Source organism: Bacillus sp. JCM 19034 (genome assembly GCF_001310635.1).
Lineage (GTDB): Bacteria > Bacillota > Bacilli > Bacillales > Bacillaceae_D > Halalkalibacter.
The window spans coordinates 203,557-222,516 of the sequence record NZ_BAXR01000002.1; the positions used below are offsets into that span (position 1 = coordinate 203,557).

Consider the following 18,960-nt stretch of genomic DNA (forward strand, 5'->3'; position numbering starts at 1 on the left):
CCATTAAAAACCAGAGGATTACGCTCCTCTGGTTTTTAATGGCTACGACACGCGAATTTTCTTATTAGTAACAGTCCACTTTCCACGGCTTGGGCTCTCAACGAGCTTGTTATATTCGAGCACATTTAAATCTCGTTGGATCGTACGTTGAGTTGTTCCGAACTCTTCAACTAGTTCATTCGTTGTGACGGCCCCCTTTTGTTTAATGTAAAGGTAGATAGACTTAATTCGAGTCAGCATACGATCAGTTGAAGTTTTCAAAAACCACTCCTTCTTCTTAATCATGACTTTGTTAAGTAGAGTCTATGTAACAAGGGGATCTTTCATACCACTCATTACAATTGAAGAATCAAACAAACAGTGACATGAGGGACAGTTGCAATTTAAAGCTAAGAAAGGTATCGTTAAGTGGTTTCTTGGATCTTGCTTTTGTATAACACCTTCCATTAACTACATTTTACAATAGACAAGATAAATAAGCAAAGCGAAGAACGTTTAAATTTAGTAAAGGGTGATAGTAGATGGATTGGAAAAAAGAAGTATTGGATAGACAGGATCAAATGGTCAATTTGACTAGATCTTTTTTAAAAATTGAAAGTGTTCTTGATGAAAAAACGGCGACAGAATTTGCCCCATTCGGAAAAGGAATTGATGAGGCACTTCGTTTTTTATTGCAATTAGGGGAAACATACAATTTAAAAACAAAAAATATAGATGGCTATGCTGGATTAATTGAATATGGAGACAGTAAGGAAAGTGTAGGGTCCTATGTCATATTGACGTTGTTCCTGCTAATGGGAAAGGATGGATCGCACCACCGTTTGCTGCTGAAATTATGGATGGAGCAATCATTGCTCGTGGGGCAATGGACAATAAAGCACCGACAATGGCTGCATTTTTCGCATTAGCTTTACTTAAGGAGTTAGGGTTACATGTAAGCAAGAGAATTCAGCTTATTATAGGTACGGATGAGGAAAGCCATTGGCGTTGCGTTAAGCACTATTTCAAGCATGAAGAAATGCCGATGATTGGCTTTGCACCAGATGCAGATTTTCCAATTATCCATGCAGAAAAAGGAATCATGGATGTAATGTTAACGTGGAATGAGCAAACGTCAGTTGATGGAAGGGACGAATCCGCATTAAAGCTAACTCATTTTTCTGCAGGCGAACGGTTGAACATGGTACCAGACGAAGCTTATGTCTACATAAAAGGAGAACAGAATGATTTAATGAAAGTAAAGGAATTGTATAGCCGCTTTTTAGAAAGAAAAGGGCTTAAAGGAGAAACACAACTCATTAATCAGCAACTAAAGCTAAGCTGTTTTGGAAAAGCAGCACATGGTTCAACACCTGAGGTAGGCAATAATGCTGGAACTGAACTAGCGTGTTTTCTGAACAACAATATTCGTTTACAAAAGGATGTTACAACATTTCTGACTTTTGCTTCTTTATTACATGAAGATTTCTTTGCAAAGCAGCTAGGGTTAGAGATGGAAGATGATGTATCTGGACGTTTATCGATCAATCCTGGCATCTTAACATGTAGCGAAAATGGTGAGGCGAAATTAGGCTTGAATATACGTTATCCGGTAACGATGAACGGAGAAATGATTACAAAGAAGCTGACTGCAGTTGCAACAAAGTACAAGGGCGAATATCAAGTAATCGATCATATGGAGCTAACTATGTTGAGAAAGACGATGAGCTTATTCAGACGTTACAAAGCGTTTATGAGCGACATACCGGTGAGAAGGCTGAGCTGTTGGCTATTGGTGGTGGGACATATGCACGTGCCTTAAAAAAGGGTGTTGCCTTTGGCCCGCTTTTCCCTGGAAGGGAAGATTTAGCCCACCAAAAAAATGAATCAATATTAATAGAAGATTTTGTAAGGATGACGGCAATTTATGTTGATGCGATGTATGAATTAGCAAAATAATGGGGTATGAGTGGCACTGAACAGTGACATGATTCGGTCGTTACTAGTATTTCTGAAAGAATTCTACTTTCAGAAATACTTAAACCTTCGTAACGGTTGCCAAAGACGCACTCAATTAAAAGGGGCGTCGCGATTTTTTTACTTGTCAAAGTCGAAGAGATCAGTTGATAAATAACGTTCTCCAGTGTCACAAGCAATTGCGACTACTGTATCAGAAGGAGTTAGTCGTTTAGCAATTTGAAGTGCAGCAAAACAAGCAGCACCAGAGGAGGGGCCGACAAGAATGGCTTCTTCGCGAGCTAAGCGAAGAGTGATTTCATAAGCATCTGCATCTTCAATTTTATGAATTTCGTCATAAACATCTTCATTTAAAATAGACGGGATAAAGCCTGGGCTAGTACCGACTAATTTATGAGGACCCGGTTTACCACCTGATAAAACGGGGGATCCAGCTGGTTCAACAACATGTATGCTAACATCAGGATACATGTTTCGCAAGCTTTCGCCCGTTCCTGTAATTGTTCCACCTGTACCAGAAGCGGCGACGAAGGCTGATAAGGGTTGTCCAATTGAATCAAGACTTTCTTTAATTTCGAATGCTGTTGTATGACGGTGTGCATCAGGATTGGCTTGATTATCAAATTGCATCGGAATAAAGCTGTTTGGAATCGATTCCGCTAGCTCATTTGCTTTTTGGATGGCTCCAGGCATTTTTAAATCACCGTCAGTTAGAACAACTTGTGCTCCGTATGCTTTTAATAAATTAATCCGTTCTTGTGACATCGTATCAGGCATAACTAATATCGCTTTATAGCCACGGGCTGCTGCGTTCATCGCAATACCGATTCCTGTATTGCCACTAGTAGGTTCAATAATTGTCGAATCAGGATTAAGTAAGCCATCTTTTTCAGCTTGGATGATCATTTGATAGGCGGCACGGTCTTTTACACTGCCACTTGGATTTAGCATTTCCATTTTTAAATAGACAGCAGCTCCATTTGGATCTGTTATCCGATTTAGACGAACTAATGGTGTTTTTCCGATAAGTTCAGCAACATTATTAACTACTTTCATGAAATCGTACACTTCCTTCCTGTCAAGAAACTTATATTAGTGTATCATAATCATACTTTTGGAATAAAGACATCTTTTGCTAGAAAGTCGGAGGTTATATGAAGTATTTACAAATAACATTACAACTATTAATTTTAATCGTGATTTATTATATCGGTGTTTGGATTCAGCAATTCTTTTCTTTATTTATCCCTGGTAGTATTATTGGCATGTTACTATTATTCGTTGCCTTAGCCTTCCGACTCATCCGAGTACAGTGGATCGACCAAGGTGCCTCGTTTTTATTAAACCATTTACCATTACTATTTATTCCAGTAACAGTCGGGGCTTTACCATATTTACCGTTATTTAAAGGGAAGGCCGGACTTTTATTATTGATAGCACTATTTAGCACAGCTATGGTCATGTGTTTTTCTAGTCTCATTTCTCAAAAGATGGTTAAGGAAAAAGGAGATGAGCATGCATGAACTTTATTATCATAACACTATTTGGGTTGGGTATAACATTTGCTGCCTATCTACTGGCAAAGGTTCTTTATAAACGCTGGACATCGCCATTTTTACTACCTATTTTAACAGCGACTTCTAGCATTATGATTCTACTAACGGTTTTTGATATTCCTTATGAAACTTATTATATCGGTGCAAAGTGGTTAGATTATTTATTGGGCCCAGCGTCATTGCTTTAGCGCTTCCGCTATACCGACAATTACCTTTAGTGAAGAAGTATGTCAAGCCGATTATCGTCAGTGTTAGTATCGGTGCGATTATTGGAATTAGTACAGGATTATTGTTAGCGAGTTTAGTAGATGTAGCTAAAGAATTACATTTGTCGATTGTTCCTAAATCTGTTACAGCTCCAGTAGCCATGGATATCGCTCAATCATTAGGTGGAGTACCGGCGTTAGCTGCTGTTTTCGTTGCAGTAGCTGGAATTGGCGGTTCTGTTCTATCAAGCTATGTTTTTATATTGTTTAAGATTGAACATCCACTTGCACGTGGAATTGGCTTAGGAAGTGCCTCTCATGCTATTGGAACGGCAAAAGCATTGGAGTATGGTGAGGAAGAAGGGGCGATTAGTTCTATAGCAATGACGATTAGTGCCATTTTCGTTTCAATTATTGCTCCGCTTCTCGTTTTTCTATTATACTGAAGAAACTAGGATTGAGTAAGCAATTGGAGGTACTAAAGTGGCTCATTTAATTAAATTGAAAGATTACACATCACGTTATCAATATGATATTCAACGATATCCAAGTCAATATACACGTTATAAAAAAGAAAGATGGTATTATTTAAAAACAGAATGGGAACAATGGCAATTTCAAAGTGATGAAGATAAACAAGAGCTTGCGGAAAAAACCTCATTACAAACTGTATATAATAAATTAATGAAAATATTTCGTGTGAATCAAAATGATAATCATAAACAAGAGAGGACTTTCGAGCAATTAAAAAAACAGTATACGGATGAACTATTCCAAATCCAAATCAAATGGGCCACTTCTATGAAGGAAGGAGAACGAAAGATAGACGAAGATTTTGAAAAGGACGAATGGTTACGATTTTTTACTCAACAAATTCCTGATAGCTATTTTTTAATGTATCATCCTGTTTTCTTTCATAAAAAAGCGGAAGTAGATTTAGACATCGTATTAATTAGTCCAACTGAAATCATGTGTATCACGGTTCTAAACGGAAAAGAACATAGTATTTTTGAAGCACGGACTGGGCGATATTGGTTTGAGTATGTAGAACAAACGCGAAGACAACGAATAAATCCACTCATATCATTAAAAAGAATGCGAGTTGTGATTGAGGAACGGTTAAAAGAAGAGAATATTGCTTTCCCTATAAAATCTATCGTTCTTTGTCGTAATGGGATGATTGATTATAAATTACATGGATTGAATGTGACATTTGTAGATAAACGTGACTTTCAAAAGTGGGTCGAGAAAATACAAAGTCATCCAACGCCAATTAAACATAGTCAAGTACAAATAGCGACATTGTTATTAGGTGATTGCGTTAATAAAAATAGAGATGAAAATAAGGAAGTCGAAACAGAGTAGGGGGACGTTTGCTTGAAGTATAGGCCGAGTGATTTTCATTGGATTGTACGAAAAGTAAAAAGCTGGACAGGTAAAAGTGAGATAATGATTGAAATAGCGGAACTTGATTATTGCGTATCGTTTGGCCTGACAGTTAAAGAAGCAAAGCAGGGTTTAGAAGAGGCACTTTACCAGTGGATACGAAAACATGGCATTAACCGATTGCCTGAAGTAAAAGCTGCAGCACAAATTTTTTTTATAGAAAAGGAAATGGAACAGAAAGAATTTGATTGGATTAATGAGGAATTAAAAAAATTGGAGATATAGGATAAGTGTCAAAATTAGGGTCGATTCAAAAGACATTTTGTAAGATGTATAGAGTTAATTTAGGAAAAGCGTCGGATGAAGCCATTACTCGTTGTAACAGCTGCACTCGACGCTTTTCGTTAGATGAATTTGTTTTAGAATACGACTGTCTTATTTCCATAAACGATAATTTGGTCATTTAAATGCCATGATACCGCCTTTGCCAGTACGAGTCGCTCAACTTGACGGCCCGCTATTTTAAGCTTGTTTGTTGTGTAGCGGTGATTAACTCGTAATACATCCTGCTCGATAATTGGTCCTTCGTCTAAATCATCGGTAACATAATGTGCTGTTGCACCGATTAATTTAACACCTCGTTCAAATGCTTTAGCATAAGGATTTGCCCCAATAAAAGCTGGCAGAAATGAATGGTGAATATTTATGATCCGTTTAGGAAATGCTGCGACAAAAGTTGGTGATAAAATTTGCATGTACCGTGCTAAGACGATGAAATCAACTTCGTATTTTTTCAAAAGTTCTATAGCTTGTTGTTCCGCTGCTGCCTTTGTTTCCTTCGTTACTGGAATATGGAAAAATGATATTCCATACGACTCTACTTCTTTTTGCAAATCTTTATGGTTGCTAATAATTAATGGAATATCAGCTTGTAATTCCCCAGCTTTCCATTTCCAAAGTAATTCTAAAAGACAATGATCTTCTTTTGAAACAAAGATAGCCATTTTCTTTTTTCTTTCTGCGAGTTCCATCCGCCAATCCATTGAAAATTGATTAGCTATTTCTTTGAAAGATTGCCTTAGATCATCTAGTTGATAAGAACCATATAAGTCAAATTCTACACGCATGAAGAACATTCCACCAGATGGATCTGTAGAATATTGATCCGATTGAATGATATTGGCATCCTTATTTTGTAAAAATGTTGAAACTGCTGCTACGATACCGGGTTTATCTTGACAAGATATTAATAAACGAATTTCTGACATTATTGATCCTCCACTTTGTGCGATTGATTTTTGATAAATATTGATAAAAGCAACTTTAATTTATTATACGAAAATACAGGATTTAAGTAAAAGGGAACTTACATATTGAAGCAAATCATACATGACTTTGTCAATGTATGTTAAATGATTGTCTCATATATGTGAATAGTATATTTGTAAAATGAAATAATAGTAACAATAAGATTGACGGGTCATAGTCATCTCTGATAGGATAAATTATATTAGGTGTCGTATGTTCCTGAGCAGAGCCGGGCGGTTGCAGCTCTGCTTTCTCTGTTTTTATACTAGAACGATAATATAAATAATGTAAATAAATCACATGGAAATTATAGGCGATATTTGGTGGCAAATGAAGGTGAACTTATGCTTTTCTGAGTAAAAACTTATTTTACGGTAAGGTATGAGCGTTTTGTGTTCGGCTTCGATTTCTTAAAAGGAAAGACAGTGAATGAAAATGAGGGTGAATCGAGTGGAACAATTTTTAGGTGATGGCTGGAAGGTATTGCCAGCTGGAGGGGTAACAGGAGAAGCATATATTGCTCAACAAGGTGAGCAAACCGTTTTCTTAAAACGGAACTCATCTCCGTTTCTAGCTGTTCTTTCGGCTGAAGGGATCGTTCCGAAATTACTATGGACAAGAAGGCTTGAAAATGGAGACGTCGTTACGGCTCAACGTTTGCTGAAAGGGCGTGAGCTAAAGGCGTATGAAATGAAACAAGATCGAGTAGCTTCGCTTTTAGCCAAAATTCATAATTCTAGTGAATTGCTTGCCATGTTTAAACGGATCGGAAATGAGCCTTTAACGCCTTATCGTATTGTTGAGAATCTTAAGTTACAACTACAAACACATCATGTCGTTAATGATCTTGTTATTGAAAAAGCGATGAAGTATTTAGTCAATAAGTTAGATGTGGTCCGTTTTCATCATTATGTTGTTTGTCATTGTGACATTAACCATAATAATTGGATGCTTGATGAAGAAGACCAGTTATTTCTAGTCGATTGGGACGGTGCTAAAGTAGCAGATCCAGCAATTGACTTAGGTTTATTGCTTTATTCCTATATTACTGAAGCTGAGTGGGAGGATTGGTTAGCTCAATATGGTGTTGAATTAGACCACTCGTTACGAGAAAGAATGCATTGGTATGTTGTTTCACAATCGATATCTGTTTTAATTTGGCATCTTGAACGTAAACAGTTCGATGAAGTAGAGCAATTAAAAGGCTATTTAAATAGTTTATTACCGTCTTAATTAGAGGGTGCCGCAAATGGTCGTAAACTGTTTGATGCACCCTCTAATTAATGGCTTGTTTTTTATTTCCATGGGAATGAATCAATATTAATCAGCGTTAAGGTTATTGATCCATTGACTAATTTCTTCGTTAGGAAATGTTGGTGATCTAATGTGTGCAGTTGGCGAATTGAAGAAAGTGTAGCCCTTAATTCTGGTTGTAAAGAAGAATCGTTTGCCAGGCTTGTCACTAAACGTTCAATTTGAGCGGCCTCATGAGTTGTCATATAATGCTCATTAGCTTGATTTTGCAGGAGATCTTTTAAGAGCTGAAGCTTAGTTTGAGAAGTAATTGGCATACTGTAGGCTCCTTTCAAATTGAATTAATCTTAGCGTATCCGATCAAGGAAAATATATTCTATAATAGATAAGAACTATTGAAGGGGTGTTAAATGTGAGATTGCGTCATAAGCCTTGGGCTAAAGATGAATTGGCAAGCTTTCCTCATATTATCGTACAAGAACCTAATCTGCATAAAGGAAAGTGGCAAGAGCTTTTTGATAATAATAATCCAATTTATATTGAAGTAGGAACAGGAAAAGGGAAGTTTCTAACAGGTATGGCTGAAAAGAACCCAAACATTAATTTTATCGGGATTGAAAAGTACGATTCTGTTTTGTTAACAGCTTTAGAACGAGTTAAAAACGTAGAATTACCTAATTTAAAATTTTTAAATGAAGATGTTATGGAACTATTGCACTTTTTTGAGGTAAATGAAATTAGTCGTGTGTTCATTAACTTTACGGATCCTTGGCCGAAAAATCGACATGAGAAAAGGCGATTAACATATAAAGATTATTTATCGTTATATGAGACGATTCTTCATTCAGAGGGAGAAATTCATTTGAAAACTGATAATCAAGGACTTTTTGAATATTCATTAGAAAGCTTCTCGAGATTTGGTTTAACGATTAAAAATGTTAGCCTTGATTTACACAAAAGTGGGTTTGAAGGAAATATAATGACTGAATATGAGGAGAAGTTCTCCAAGAAGGGTATGCGAATTTATCGTTGTGAGGCTTGTTTCAAAAAGGAAAAGTGATAATGGAGGTGTCAAAGAGGCTAATCGTATCCTCTTTGACACTTTTTTAGAGCCTTACGAGTTATTATAATGGATTTAACTCTAAAATTGCTCCACTTTCTTTCTCAACTAAAAACTCATACTGAACTGTACCATCGTCCGTATTTGTTGAAATTCCACCTCGGTACACATCATAGTTAATTGATTGACGCTCAATGGATTCAGGAACCATGTGGATCCAAGAACCTGTAATGTGATAGCTGTCAGCCATTGTATCCTTTACTTTTTTTAATGCACCTCAGGAGTAACGCTTTTTGGGCTGTTTTTAGCTTGTAGCCATAAACCAATTGAAATCCCAATACTTACCCCAACGAGAAAACGTTTTATACTCATCGTGAATCGTCCTTTCTATTTTTGAATAGCAGTTGTTCAGTTGTAGTATACAAAAAAAAGCAATGATGACCAAGTTTTAGAACAAAGTAGCATGAAATAGAAAAATTAGCTAAAATGAGAGGACGGAGATTTTCAATTTTGTTATGGAGGTAAATTCTGTTCTCTGTTTATTACATCCATTTTCATCCAACTTTTATGTAACAACTGTCAGATAAGAAAGGCCTCGTAGGTTTATCTTATAGATAATTTAGAAAGGAGTTATGATGATGAACGCAGAAACGTTATTACTATTTAAGACTTTAACAGAATTACAAGGTGCTCCTGGCTTTGAACATGATGTTAGGAAATTTGTACGTGAACAATTAGAAAAATATACTGATGAAGTGATTCAAGACCGATTAGGGAGTGTTTTTGGTGTGATGCGCGGAGATAATCAAGGCCCACGCGTTATGGTTGCCGGTCATATGGATGAAGTAGGCTTCATGGTGACATCGATAAGTAAAAATGGGCTTGTACGTTTTCAGACGTTAGGTGGATGGTGGAGCCAAGTATTACTTGCCCAACGTGTACAAATTATGACTGAATCTGGTCCTGTTATTGGAGTAATTGGTTCAACTCCCCCGCATTTATTAGAAGAATCGCAAAGAAAAAAACCAATGGCTATGAAAAATATGTATATCGATATTGGTGCAGATGATAAAGAAGATGCACTAAGTATTGGTGTAAAGCTGGGCAACAAATTGTTCCTGTATGCCCATTTACGCAGATGGCTAATTCAAAAAAAATCCTCGCAAAAGCATGGGATAATCGCTATGGTGTTGGTTTGGCAATCGAATTGTTAAAAGAATTAAAAAGCGATTCGCTACCAAATGTATTATATTCTGGTGCAACTGTGCAAGAGGAAGTTGGCTTAAGGGGAGCGGCGACGGCAGCGAATATGATTAAACCAGATTTGTTTTATGCATTAGATGCAAGTCCGGCTAACGATGCAACAGGAGGTAAAGATGCTTTTGGACAATTAGGCAAGGGGGCACTATTGCGCATTTTTGACCGTTCTATGGTGACACATTATGGCATGAGAGAATTTATTTTAGATACAGCAGAAACTCATAACATCCCTTATCAATATTTCATTTCTCAAGGTGGAACAGATGCTGGTCGTGTACATATAACGGGCGAGGGGGTTCCATCGGCTGTAATTGGAATATGTGCGAGATATATTCATACTTCGGCTTCAATCATACATATTGATGATTATGCAGCAGCTAAAGAACTACTTATCAAACTCGTAAAGGCTTCAGATTTAACAACGTTAAAAACGATTCAATCTAATAGCTAACAATTGAAAGGTGGAGACAAATGATTGTTGCGATTGGTTCAAAAAATCCAGCTAAAGTGCATGCTGTTCAAACGACTCTTATTCATGAAAGATTACAATTTGTTACAGTTTCTGCAGAGTCTAATGTGTCATCTCAACCATTTTCCGATGAGGAGACAATTTTAGGGGCTAGAAATAGAGCACTTAATAGCTTTAAAAAATTGAATTCTTTAAACTTAGCTTTTGGCTTAGAAGGTGGAGTGGTGGAGACATCAATTGCTAATGATTTGTAATTGGGGTGTGCTAATTCACGAGGATGGTAGAGAGTGGGTTGCCGGTGGAGCAAGGATCCTCTTACCAGACACAATAGCACAGGAGCTCCGCTCTGGGAAGGAACTTGGTGACGTTATGGCTGAGTATGTTGGCGACACCGATATTCGTAGTAAGCAAGGGGCTGTCGGTGTGTTCAGCCATGGGCTTGTTAATAGAAAAGAAATGTTTTCACATATCGTTAAGCTTCTTTACGGTCAATATCAATATAGTGAAAAACACTAACAGCTGACATGTTAACTGTAAAGAAACCTTGTCAGTCTTATAGGAAATAGGTATGATAAAGGAGGAATCTTTACGTTTTATTAAAGGAGTGTCTTTATTTGAATTTACATGGTTGGCTAACTCGAATTGCAATCTTTCTTTTAATCGTTTTTAGTACTTTTTTTAGTAGGGTGTTCATTGTCAGAAGAAGAAGTGCTCGATCTAGGGTATGAAGCATACTTAGATGTTTTAGGACAAGAACCAGATGAGCCTAATGTCGAGGAACAAGGTGTTGCCCTATATTTACCCGACACGTTATCTATTTCTGAAAGCTCGCCATTTAATATGTTAATTGTTGATGATCAAGATGAGCAAGTCTACTTATTAAATCATGAACCTTCACAACCGAAGACGGCGAAATTTCATTTGAATCGAGATGCAGAACTAGAACAGGATGCACTAATATTTGAAGTGGTGGAAGAAGATGATTTTCTCTCGTTATTAGTTGTGAATGAATATGATGTAGAAGATGAAGAAGATGGATCAGATAACAGTTTGGAACAATCAGGTGAATCACAATTATTTGTTTTAGTAGTTATTGGAGGAGCTAAGCTTTCGACATTAACGACATATGATGACTTAGTAGAAAATATTGAGCGAATGACAGGAATAATTCAATCGTATCAAGTAGTCGACACGGTTGAATCATCGTAGGAGGAACATAGGTGAGGGCGTTCTTAAAGAGAAAAGGAATTGAATGTTCGTGGCGTACGTATTTACTTACCGGACTTAGTTATATGGCTTTAGGCTTATTTGCTTCTCTCATTATCGGACTCATTATGAAAACCACTGGGGAAATAATTGAACCATATGTTCCTGCTTTCTCATTATTAGTGGACATGGGTGTATTGGCCATGGGCTTAATGGGACCGGCAATCGGAGTTGCTGTTGCCTATGGATTAAAAGCACCGAGGTTAGTTATATTTGCTGCTGTTATTACCGGAGCAGCAGGTGCTGAGCTTGCTGGCCCAGCAGGAAGTTTTGTAGCTGCAGTTTTATCTGTTGAAATGGGGAAACTTGTGTCGCAGGAAACAAAAGTTGATATTATTGTTACTCCATTTGTTACCATTGTATCAGGGTTTCTTGTTGCTTCTTTTATTGGACCATGGATTCAATTAGGATTAACAGTTTGGGGAACTTATTAAATGGGGGACGGAACAACAACCGATTTTACTCGGGATGATTGTAGCAACATTAATGGGATTAGCGTTAACTGCACCGATTTCAAGTGCCGCATTGGCAATTATGCTTGAACTAGATGGAATTGCTGCAGGTGCAGCGACGATAGGTTGTGCTGCACAAATGATCGGATTTGCTGTAAGTAGCTACCGTGAAAATCGTTGGTCAGGATTTATAGCACTAGGCATTGGAACATCAATGTTACAAGTCCCAAATATTATTAAAAAACCACTTATATTAATTCCTCCCATCGTTGCTGGCATTATCTTGGCCCCAATAGGAACTGTACTATTTCAAATGACGAATAGTCCGGCTGGAGCTGGAATGGGGACAAGTGGTTTAGTTGGCCCGATATTAACAATATCTGATATGGGATTGTCCACCAATGTTTTAATTGCAATTGGTTTGCTTCATTTCGTCGGACCAGCTATTATTAGTTTACTCGTATCAGAATGGATGAGAAAAAAAGCTCATACGTTTTGGAGATATGAAAATCGAACAATAAGGAGTGGAAGTAATGGAAGCAATAAAATCAACGAACGAGTTTAAGGAAATTACTAAAAATGAGTCTGCTGTGTTTGTATTTTCAGCTGATTGGTGTCCTGATTGTAAGGTAATTGAACCGATTTTACCTAGAATCGAGGCCGATTTCCCAAGTTTCACCTTTTATTATGTGGATCGTGATGAGCACATTGATTTATGTCAGGAATTAGATGTATTGGGGATCCCAAGTTTTCTAGCATATGTTGATGGTAAAGAGGTCGAGCGTTTTGTCAGTAAAGATCGTAAAACAGAGGAAGAAATTACTGAATTTTTAACAAAAGCTGAATCACATATTGGTTAAGTTTAGAAGGTCACTCTCGGTGGAGGTGACCTTCTTTTTAAGAAGAAATAGGGACTAAATACTCGCAGTAGATGGAAGCTGATTCATTGAGGTGTCGGTACCGCTCGTTACACGTTTGATTAAAAGAATTCAATCAAACAGCCTCATTTCTTAGCAGATTCATTGCGATTTGATGAAAAAAGTGGTTGAATAGGGTTCTAGAGACTACCAAAAAGGTAAGGAGTGATCCCATTGGAAATGAGGGAGTTCCGTAAAGAGATTGAACAAAGAATAAAAAGAGAAGGTTGGAAGCTTCTTTATGATCATAAAGAAGCTTCGTTACGAATAGAGGATGAAGAAATTAAAAAAGGAGTTACATTGTCTTTAAAGCCTTTACTAGCTAAATGGGAACGAAACGAATTTGACTCAATAGATGAAGTTGTTCGATACGTTGAAGTTGGACTTGAATCTATGAGAAAAAGCCGGTGTTAGATGGCAATGAAAGGAATATATTTCCGATTATACGTGCTACCTCTTTTCCGACTGAAACGAAGGAAGGGCAAACGTTGCTATACGATGAGCATACAGCTGAGACGAGAGTTTATTATGTTATTGACTTAGGAGAATCATACACCTTAATTTATGAGGACTTACTTAATAATAGCTCTTGGACAAAAGCGAGGATTAAAGAATTGGCTAGCTTTAACCTACGTTCTCTTCCTCAGCCTTTAAAAGAGGATGAGGTTGCTGGAAATAAGTTTTACTTTTTAAGGGCGAAGGATGGTTATGATGCTAGTCGGATATTAGATCAATCATTGTTAGATAAAATGAACAAACAGGCAACAGGGCAACTAGGTATAGCTATTCCCCATCAAGATGTCCTTATTTTTGCTGATTTAGTTAACGAAAGAGGTTATGATGTTTTGGCTCAAATTGCTCTGCAATTTTTTGGTGAAGGAAGAGTCCCCGTAACAGCCCTTCCTTTTATGTACGAAGATGGTGAATTAGAACCAACGTTTATTTTAGCTCATCGTAAGCCTAAGTAACGATTTTGCCATATTTGAGCAACAATTTAGGGGATGCATGCTATAATGAAAATGAACGAAACTCATCTATGCAATTAAGTGACAACCTATAAGAAGCGGAGTTGTTCTCATAATAAAGAACAACTCTTCTTATACGTATTGAAAGAAAGTGGTGAACAAAATTGGACTTGTTACGTCAGTTGTTAGATAAAATAAAAATGTTATTTGACGATGAACAGCATTCGTCTTCACATCAGGTTACGAAGGAGCGAGAAATACAGAGGTATACCTCGGAGCCAACAGACACTTCTGCAAGAGTTGTCTATAACTATCCTAATAAAGGGAGATTCCGCTTCCCATTAATCGAGGATCAAAAAACGAATATAGAAGAGGAAGTTCCTAAACATAAACTAGAGCAACCACGACCAACTGAAAAAGAACGTAATGAACGTATTAAGAATGATTACAAATGGACCATCACACCTTCTCCTGTTTACGGTTATCGAAAACAAGAAAAGCTAGTTGAAGAAGAAAATCCACGTGTTTCAAGTGAAACCGAACGTCCTGTAGTAGAAAGGAAACTGGTGGAAGATAGACAATTACATAACACTATAGAAAAGAAGGGAATGGAGGAGGAAGAGAAAAAGCAGCAAAAAATAGAAAACGAAGATCGTCAATTATATCAACATGAGAAACAAGAAAAAAAAGAACTTGTATCAAACCGCAAAGAGAGAAAACGTCCACAATTGAATAATCAAAAAAGTGAAAATAAACAACGCATTCCTTTTAACGTGTTAATGTTACCTGAAGATAAGAAGACGCATCTAAAACAGGAAAAGGGGCTAAATGATAAAAGATCAAATTCTTCTTATGAGTTTCCATCAATTCAACTTCTTCGTTTTCCTGAGAAAAAGCAAACCAATGATCAAGAGTGGTTACGTCAACAGGCGTCTATTCTCGAGGAAACGTTGCATAGTTTTAATGTCGAAGCAAGCGTTGTCCATGTAACACAAGGGCCTTCTGTAACTCGTTTTGAAATTCAGCCGGGTAAAGGAGTTAAAGTTACGAAAATTACTGGCTTAAATGATGATATGAAATTAGCCCTTTCTGCAAAAGATATACGTATTGAGGCACCGATTCCAGGTAAGAACACAATTGGGATCGAGGTTCCAAATCGGCAATCTTCACCGGTTTACTTGCGAGAATTATTAAGAAGGGATTTATTTATTCGTGAATACTCGCCCTTAACTGTTGCACTAGGATTAGATATTTCCGGGCAGCCAATCATAACAGATTTGCAAAAAATGCCTCATGGATTAGTAGCTGGAGCAACAGGATCGGGAAAGAGTGTTTGTATTAATTCGATGCTCATCAGTTTATTATATAAAGCTACTCCAGATGAAGTGAAATTAATGTTAATTGATCCTAAAATGGTTGAGTTGGCACCTTATAATGGTTTACCACATCTTGTTACACCTGTTATTACGGATGCAAAGCAAGCAACAGCTGCATTAAAATGGGTTGTGGAAGAGATGGAACGAAGATATGAACTATTTAGTGAATATGGTGTTCGAGATGTTATGAGATATAACGATTTATACTCTGAGTCTACCGATAAGCCTGCACTTCCATTTATGTTAGTCGTTATTGACGAGCTTGCTGATTTAATGATGGTGTCCCCCAAGAAGTAGAAGATTCCATTTGTCGAATCGCACAAAAGGCTAGAGCTTGTGGAATTCATTTATTATTAGCGACGCAAAGACCTTCAGTTGATGTTATTACTGGTTTGATAAAGGCGAATATTCCAACGCGAATTGCTTTTTCTGTCTCTAGTCAAACTGATTCACGAACAATATTAGATACGGGTGGAGCAGAACGGCTGTTAGGGCGAGGAGATATGCTCTTTTATGAAAATGGTTCGACTAAATCGGTTCGAGTACAAGGCACGTTTGTTTCAGACGAAGAAATTGAAGAAGTTGTTGCCTTCGTGAAGAAGCAGCGTGAACCAGAGTATTTATTAGAAACAGAACAATTAGTAAAAGTAGCAAAAGCAGATGTAATTGATGACGATTTATTTGAGGAAGCTTGTTATTATGTTGTTGAACAAGGAGGTGCTTCTGCATCAAGTTTGCAACGTAAATTTCGTATTGGCTATAATCGTGCTGCAAGGCTAATTGATATGATGGAGGATGCTGGGATCGTGTCAGAAGCTATGGGAAGTAAGCCAAGACATATCCTTGTGGATATTATCCAATTAGAAGAATTGTTGCATCACTCCAATGTTTAACTAATTTTAATCTTGTTTTCAGGTTAAAGGTTCTATATGATATAAAGATATGAAGAATAGTTGAGTATGAACAAGGAGCTCAGTCTTATGAAAGAAATCACATTAAAGTTGAACGGAGATATTAAACGACTAACAAATGAAACGTTTAAGTTTGACGAGCGTGTCAAAGATGGTTGGTTCTCAGCTGTTTATTTTTTAAAAACACGTGATATTGTAAAAAAGTATCGTCCTGGCCGTACAGTAACAATGCAGTTTTTTCAAAAAGAACATGCGGTTCTTTGTGGTACAGATGAAGTGATTGCTTTGATCAAAACCTTTGCAAATAATCCTGATCAGCTTGAACTCCGATCGTTAGAGGATGGAGATAAAATCAAGCCTTACGAAACAATATTTACGATTACTGGTAAATACGAGGATTTCGGCTATTTAGAAGGTATCATTGATGGCATTTTTGCAAGAAGGACATCTGTTGCAACAAATGTTTATAATGTCGTGAAAGCGGCTCGGAAATCTGGGGTTCAAAAACCGATTATTTTCATGGGCGATCGGGACGACCATTTTACACAACAGGCTGGAGATGGCTATGCTGCCTTCATAGGCGGTTCAAAAGCACAAGCGACACATGCGATGAATGAATGGTGGGGGAAAAAAGGAATGGGAACGATGCCTCATGCCCTCATTCAGCTTTTTGAAGGGGATATTGTCGAAGCAACAAGAGCATATAAAGAAACGTACCCAGAAGACGATCTAATGGCACTTGTCGATTATAATAATGATGTTATTACTGATTCATTAAAAGTCGCACGAGAATTTGGTGAAGATTTAAAAGGTGTGCGTGTTGATACATCGGCAATGATGGTCGATCAATTTTTCTGCCGTAACCCGGAAATAATGGGGACATTTGATCCAAGAGGTGCTAATCCAACACTACTATTTGCTTTACGCGAGGCATTAGATAAAGAAGGCTTTCAGCATGTGAAAATTATTGCAACAGGTGGGTTCAATGCCGAACGGATTCGTCAGTATGAAGAAGCAGGAGTGCCTGTTGATATTTACGGAGTTGGAGGAAGCTTATTGAAAATCACTATTGGATTTACTGGAGATAACGTACTTATCGATGGGAGACATGAAGCAAAAGCGGGTAGGAGATTTCGTGATAATCCACGGCTTACTTTAGTTGATTAAGACTAGACAAGATGAAATGGGTCTTTTCTTCCTGTTGGCACATATACTAATGGATGAGTACAAGAAATGAAAGAGATGTAAAGAATGAACGGAAGAAGGTAGTGCGTCCATGGCGCAACATTACCATGTGAGTGACGGAGGTCCAACTATGACATATCATTTTATTGGAATAAAAGGTTCAGGGATGAGTGCACTTGCCCAAGTGCTTCATGATATGAAATATCATGTACAAGGGTCTGATGTTGAAAAGACGTTTTTCACACAAAGACCGTTAGAGCAGAAAGGGATTGAATTACTGCCATTTAATGAAAATAATATACAAGAGGGTCAAGAGGTTGTCGCTTCGGCGGCATATGGTGAGGACCATGAAGAAGTGAAAAAAGCCCGAGAGCTTGGTCTAAGTATAAAAAAATACCCAGAGTTTTTAGGGAACTTTATTCAGCATTTTATAAGTGTTGCTGTAACGGGTTCGCACGGGAAAACTTCGACAACGGGCTTACTATCTCATGTGTTAGGAAATGCTCATCCAACTTCTTTTCTAATCGGTGATGGTACCGGAAAAGGTGAAGAGGATTCACGGTACTTCGTCTTTGAAGCTTGTGAATACAGAAGACATTTTTTAAATTATCATCCTGATTATTGTATTATGACAAATGTTGACTTTGATCATCCTGATTATTTTCGAGATGTAGATGATGTATTTTCTGCCTTTGAAGAGATGGCCAAACAAGTAAAAAAGGCGATCGTTGCTTGTGGCGATGATCGGCATTTGCAAGGTATACAAGCAAATGTACCAGTAGTGTATTATGGTTTAGGAGAAGAAAATGATTTCCAAGCAAGAAATATTGAAACGAATAGAGAAGGAACTCATTTTGACGTATATATACGTAACCACTTTTATGGGAAATTTTCAATTCACCGCTTCGGAAACCATCATATATTAAATTCACTTGCTGTTATTGCCCTTTGTCATTATGAAGGTGTTCCAGCAGAAGTGATAGCAGAACATATTTTGACGTTTCAAGGTGTGAAAAGGCGCTTTAGTGAAAAGGAAGTCGGTACACAAGTATTGATTGATGACTATGCTCATCATCCTACTGAAATTGCAGCAACGATTGAATCAGCACGACAAAAATACCCTAACAAAGAATTAGTTGCCGTTTTCCAACCGCACACTTTTTCAAGGACAGAGATGTTTTTACAAGAATTTGCTGATTCGTTGAAAGCTGCTGATTATGTTTACCTTTGTGATATATTTGGCTCAGCACGAGAACAGAATCAAACGTTAACGATTGAGGATTTACAGCAATTAATCCCTGGTGCACAATTACTTTCAGTCAAGACAATTGAAGTATTGCTCAAGCATGAGAACAGCGTAGTACTGTTTATGGGAGCAGGAGATGTACAGAAGTTTCAAAAAGCATATGAAGAAACAAAAGGTGGGGTCTAAC

At 37.4% G+C, this 18,960-nt stretch carries 16 protein-coding genes and 6 pseudogenes; 17 read left to right on the plus strand and 5 right to left on the minus strand.

Features of this window, described 5'->3' with window-relative positions; all coding sequences use genetic code 11:
• Positions 1–42: 42 nt before the first annotated feature.
• Entirely contained in the window at positions 43–261 is a 219-nt protein-coding gene (locus tag JCM19034_RS04525; RefSeq protein ID WP_062047670.1) for a DeoR family transcriptional regulator, read from the minus strand.
• Positions 262–521: 260 nt separating this feature from the next.
• On the opposite strand from JCM19034_RS04525, the pseudogene pepV reads away from it, so the two are divergent.
• Positions 522–1,938: pseudogene (pepV, locus tag JCM19034_RS04530) on the plus strand (dipeptidase PepV).
• 138 nt (positions 1,939–2,076) lie between these two features.
• Here pepV and cysK read toward each other — a convergent pair.
• Positions 2,077–3,012, minus strand: coding sequence for a cysteine synthase A (gene cysK, locus JCM19034_RS04535; protein WP_062047672.1), 936 nt, complete (start codon positions 3,010–3,012; stop codon positions 2,077–2,079).
• 98 nt (positions 3,013–3,110) lie between these two features.
• Here cysK and JCM19034_RS04540 point away from each other — a divergent pair, with 98 nt between their 5' ends.
• From JCM19034_RS04540 to JCM19034_RS04555, 4 genes and pseudogenes are all read left to right on the plus strand, one after another.
• On the plus strand, positions 3,111–3,479 hold the full coding sequence (locus JCM19034_RS04540) for a CidA/LrgA family protein (RefSeq protein ID WP_062047674.1): 369 nt from the start codon (positions 3,111–3,113) through the stop codon (positions 3,477–3,479).
• Positions 3,476–4,164, plus strand: a pseudogene (locus tag JCM19034_RS04545) (LrgB family protein). Before JCM19034_RS04540 ends, JCM19034_RS04545 begins: the two are co-directional and overlap by 4 nt.
• A gap of 37 nt (positions 4,165–4,201) precedes the next feature.
• Positions 4,202–5,083 (plus strand): nuclease-related domain-containing protein, encoded by an 882-nt coding sequence (locus JCM19034_RS04550; protein ID WP_062047676.1) that lies wholly within the window; start codon positions 4,202–4,204, stop codon positions 5,081–5,083.
• Positions 5,084–5,095: 12 nt separating this feature from the next.
• The gene (locus JCM19034_RS04555) at positions 5,096–5,389 is read left to right on the plus strand and encodes a hypothetical protein (RefSeq protein WP_062047679.1); all 294 of its coding nucleotides are present in this window, start codon (positions 5,096–5,098) and stop codon (positions 5,387–5,389) included.
• Positions 5,390–5,523: 134 nt separating this feature from the next.
• Here the strand turns inward: JCM19034_RS04555 and purU are convergent, their stop codons facing one another.
• Positions 5,524–6,372, minus strand: coding sequence for a formyltetrahydrofolate deformylase (purU, locus tag JCM19034_RS04560; protein WP_062047681.1), 849 nt, complete (start codon positions 6,370–6,372; stop codon positions 5,524–5,526).
• 475 nt (positions 6,373–6,847) lie between these two features.
• Here purU and JCM19034_RS04565 point away from each other — a divergent pair, with 475 nt between their 5' ends.
• Positions 6,848–7,645 carry a phosphotransferase family protein gene (locus JCM19034_RS04565; protein WP_062048114.1) on the plus strand — a complete coding sequence of 266 codons (798 nt, stop codon included), beginning with the start codon at positions 6,848–6,850 and terminating at the stop codon, positions 7,643–7,645.
• Between the two features lie 62 nt (positions 7,646–7,707).
• On the opposite strand, the gene JCM19034_RS04570 is transcribed toward JCM19034_RS04565, so the two are convergent.
• Positions 7,708–7,983, minus strand: coding sequence for a YtzH-like family protein (locus JCM19034_RS04570; RefSeq protein WP_062047683.1), 276 nt, complete (start codon positions 7,981–7,983; stop codon positions 7,708–7,710).
• Between the two features lie 95 nt (positions 7,984–8,078).
• Between JCM19034_RS04570 and trmB the strand changes: the two genes are divergently transcribed.
• Entirely contained in the window at positions 8,079–8,726 is a 648-nt protein-coding gene (gene trmB / locus JCM19034_RS04575) for a tRNA (guanosine(46)-N7)-methyltransferase TrmB (RefSeq protein ID WP_062047685.1), read from the plus strand.
• A 64-nt stretch (positions 8,727–8,790) separates the two neighbouring features.
• Here the strand turns inward: trmB and JCM19034_RS22850 are convergent, their stop codons facing one another.
• Positions 8,791–8,976 (minus strand): PepSY domain-containing protein, encoded by a 186-nt coding sequence (locus tag JCM19034_RS22850; RefSeq protein ID WP_231686807.1) that lies wholly within the window; start codon positions 8,974–8,976, stop codon positions 8,791–8,793.
• A gap of 388 nt (positions 8,977–9,364) precedes the next feature.
• Here JCM19034_RS22850 and JCM19034_RS04585 point away from each other — a divergent pair.
• The 10 genes and pseudogenes from JCM19034_RS04585 (at position 9,365) to murC (ending at position 18,959) form a co-directional block, all read left to right on the plus strand.
• Positions 9,365–10,437, plus strand: a pseudogene (locus JCM19034_RS04585) (M42 family metallopeptidase).
• A gap of 20 nt (positions 10,438–10,457) precedes the next feature.
• On the plus strand, positions 10,458–10,709 hold the full coding sequence (locus JCM19034_RS24620; RefSeq protein WP_370621812.1) for a DUF84 family protein: 252 nt from the start codon (positions 10,458–10,460) through the stop codon (positions 10,707–10,709).
• Positions 10,699–10,971: a DUF84 family protein gene (locus JCM19034_RS24625; protein WP_370621813.1), complete on the plus strand. Its 273-nt coding sequence runs from the start codon at positions 10,699–10,701 to the stop codon at positions 10,969–10,971. The genes JCM19034_RS24620 and JCM19034_RS24625 overlap by 11 nt, the downstream gene beginning before the upstream one ends.
• Positions 10,972–11,148: 177 nt before the next feature.
• On the plus strand, positions 11,149–11,664 hold the full coding sequence (locus JCM19034_RS04595; protein ID WP_062047687.1) for a hypothetical protein: 516 nt from the start codon (positions 11,149–11,151) through the stop codon (positions 11,662–11,664).
• Between the two features lie 11 nt (positions 11,665–11,675).
• Positions 11,676–12,694, plus strand: a pseudogene (locus JCM19034_RS04600) (PTS transporter subunit IIC).
• Between the two features lie 12 nt (positions 12,695–12,706).
• A complete protein-coding gene (locus JCM19034_RS04605) occupies positions 12,707–13,033 on the plus strand; it encodes a thioredoxin family protein (protein ID WP_062047689.1) in 327 nt (108 codons plus the stop codon).
• A gap of 231 nt (positions 13,034–13,264) precedes the next feature.
• Positions 13,265–14,058 (plus strand): annotated as a pseudogene (locus JCM19034_RS04610) (DUF1444 domain-containing protein).
• A gap of 755 nt (positions 14,059–14,813) precedes the next feature.
• Positions 14,814–16,324: pseudogene (locus JCM19034_RS04615) on the plus strand (DNA translocase FtsK); the annotation flags it as partial.
• An 87-nt stretch (positions 16,325–16,411) separates the two neighbouring features.
• A complete protein-coding gene (locus tag JCM19034_RS04620) occupies positions 16,412–17,509 on the plus strand; it encodes a nicotinate phosphoribosyltransferase (RefSeq protein WP_062047691.1) in 1,098 nt (365 codons plus the stop codon).
• A gap of 148 nt (positions 17,510–17,657) precedes the next feature.
• On the plus strand, positions 17,658–18,959 hold the full coding sequence (gene murC, locus JCM19034_RS04625) for a UDP-N-acetylmuramate--L-alanine ligase (protein ID WP_062048116.1): 1,302 nt from the start codon (positions 17,658–17,660) through the stop codon (positions 18,957–18,959).
• Position 18,960 lies beyond the last annotated feature (1 nt).

What these genes read in the sequence shown, in the direction of transcription:
- JCM19034_RS04620 (WP_062047691.1), top strand. Translation starts at nt 16,412, where the DNA reads ATGAAAGAAATCACATTAAAGTTGAACGGAGATATTAAACGACTAACA.
- murC (WP_062048116.1), top strand. Translation starts at nt 17,658, where the DNA reads ATGACATATCATTTTATTGGAATAAAAGGTTCAGGGATGAGTGCACTT.
- JCM19034_RS04565 (WP_062048114.1), top strand. Translation starts at nt 6,848, where the DNA reads ATGAGGGTGAATCGAGTGGAACAATTTTTAGGTGATGGCTGGAAGGTA.
- purU (WP_062047681.1), bottom strand. Translation starts at nt 6,372, where the DNA reads ATGTCAGAAATTCGTTTATTAATATCTTGTCAAGATAAACCCGGTATC.
- JCM19034_RS24625 (WP_370621813.1), top strand. Translation starts at nt 10,699, where the DNA reads ATGATTTGTAATTGGGGTGTGCTAATTCACGAGGATGGTAGAGAGTGG.
- JCM19034_RS04570 (WP_062047683.1), bottom strand. Translation starts at nt 7,983, where the DNA reads ATGCCAATTACTTCTCAAACTAAGCTTCAGCTCTTAAAAGATCTCCTG.
- JCM19034_RS24620 (WP_370621812.1), top strand. Translation starts at nt 10,458, where the DNA reads ATGATTGTTGCGATTGGTTCAAAAAATCCAGCTAAAGTGCATGCTGTT.
- JCM19034_RS04540 (WP_062047674.1), top strand. Translation starts at nt 3,111, where the DNA reads ATGAAGTATTTACAAATAACATTACAACTATTAATTTTAATCGTGATT.
- JCM19034_RS04605 (WP_062047689.1), top strand. Translation starts at nt 12,707, where the DNA reads ATGGAAGCAATAAAATCAACGAACGAGTTTAAGGAAATTACTAAAAAT.
- JCM19034_RS22850 (WP_231686807.1), bottom strand. Translation starts at nt 8,976, where the DNA reads ATGGCTGACAGCTATCACATTACAGGTTCTTGGATCCACATGGTTCCT.
- cysK (WP_062047672.1), bottom strand. Translation starts at nt 3,012, where the DNA reads ATGAAAGTAGTTAATAATGTTGCTGAACTTATCGGAAAAACACCATTA.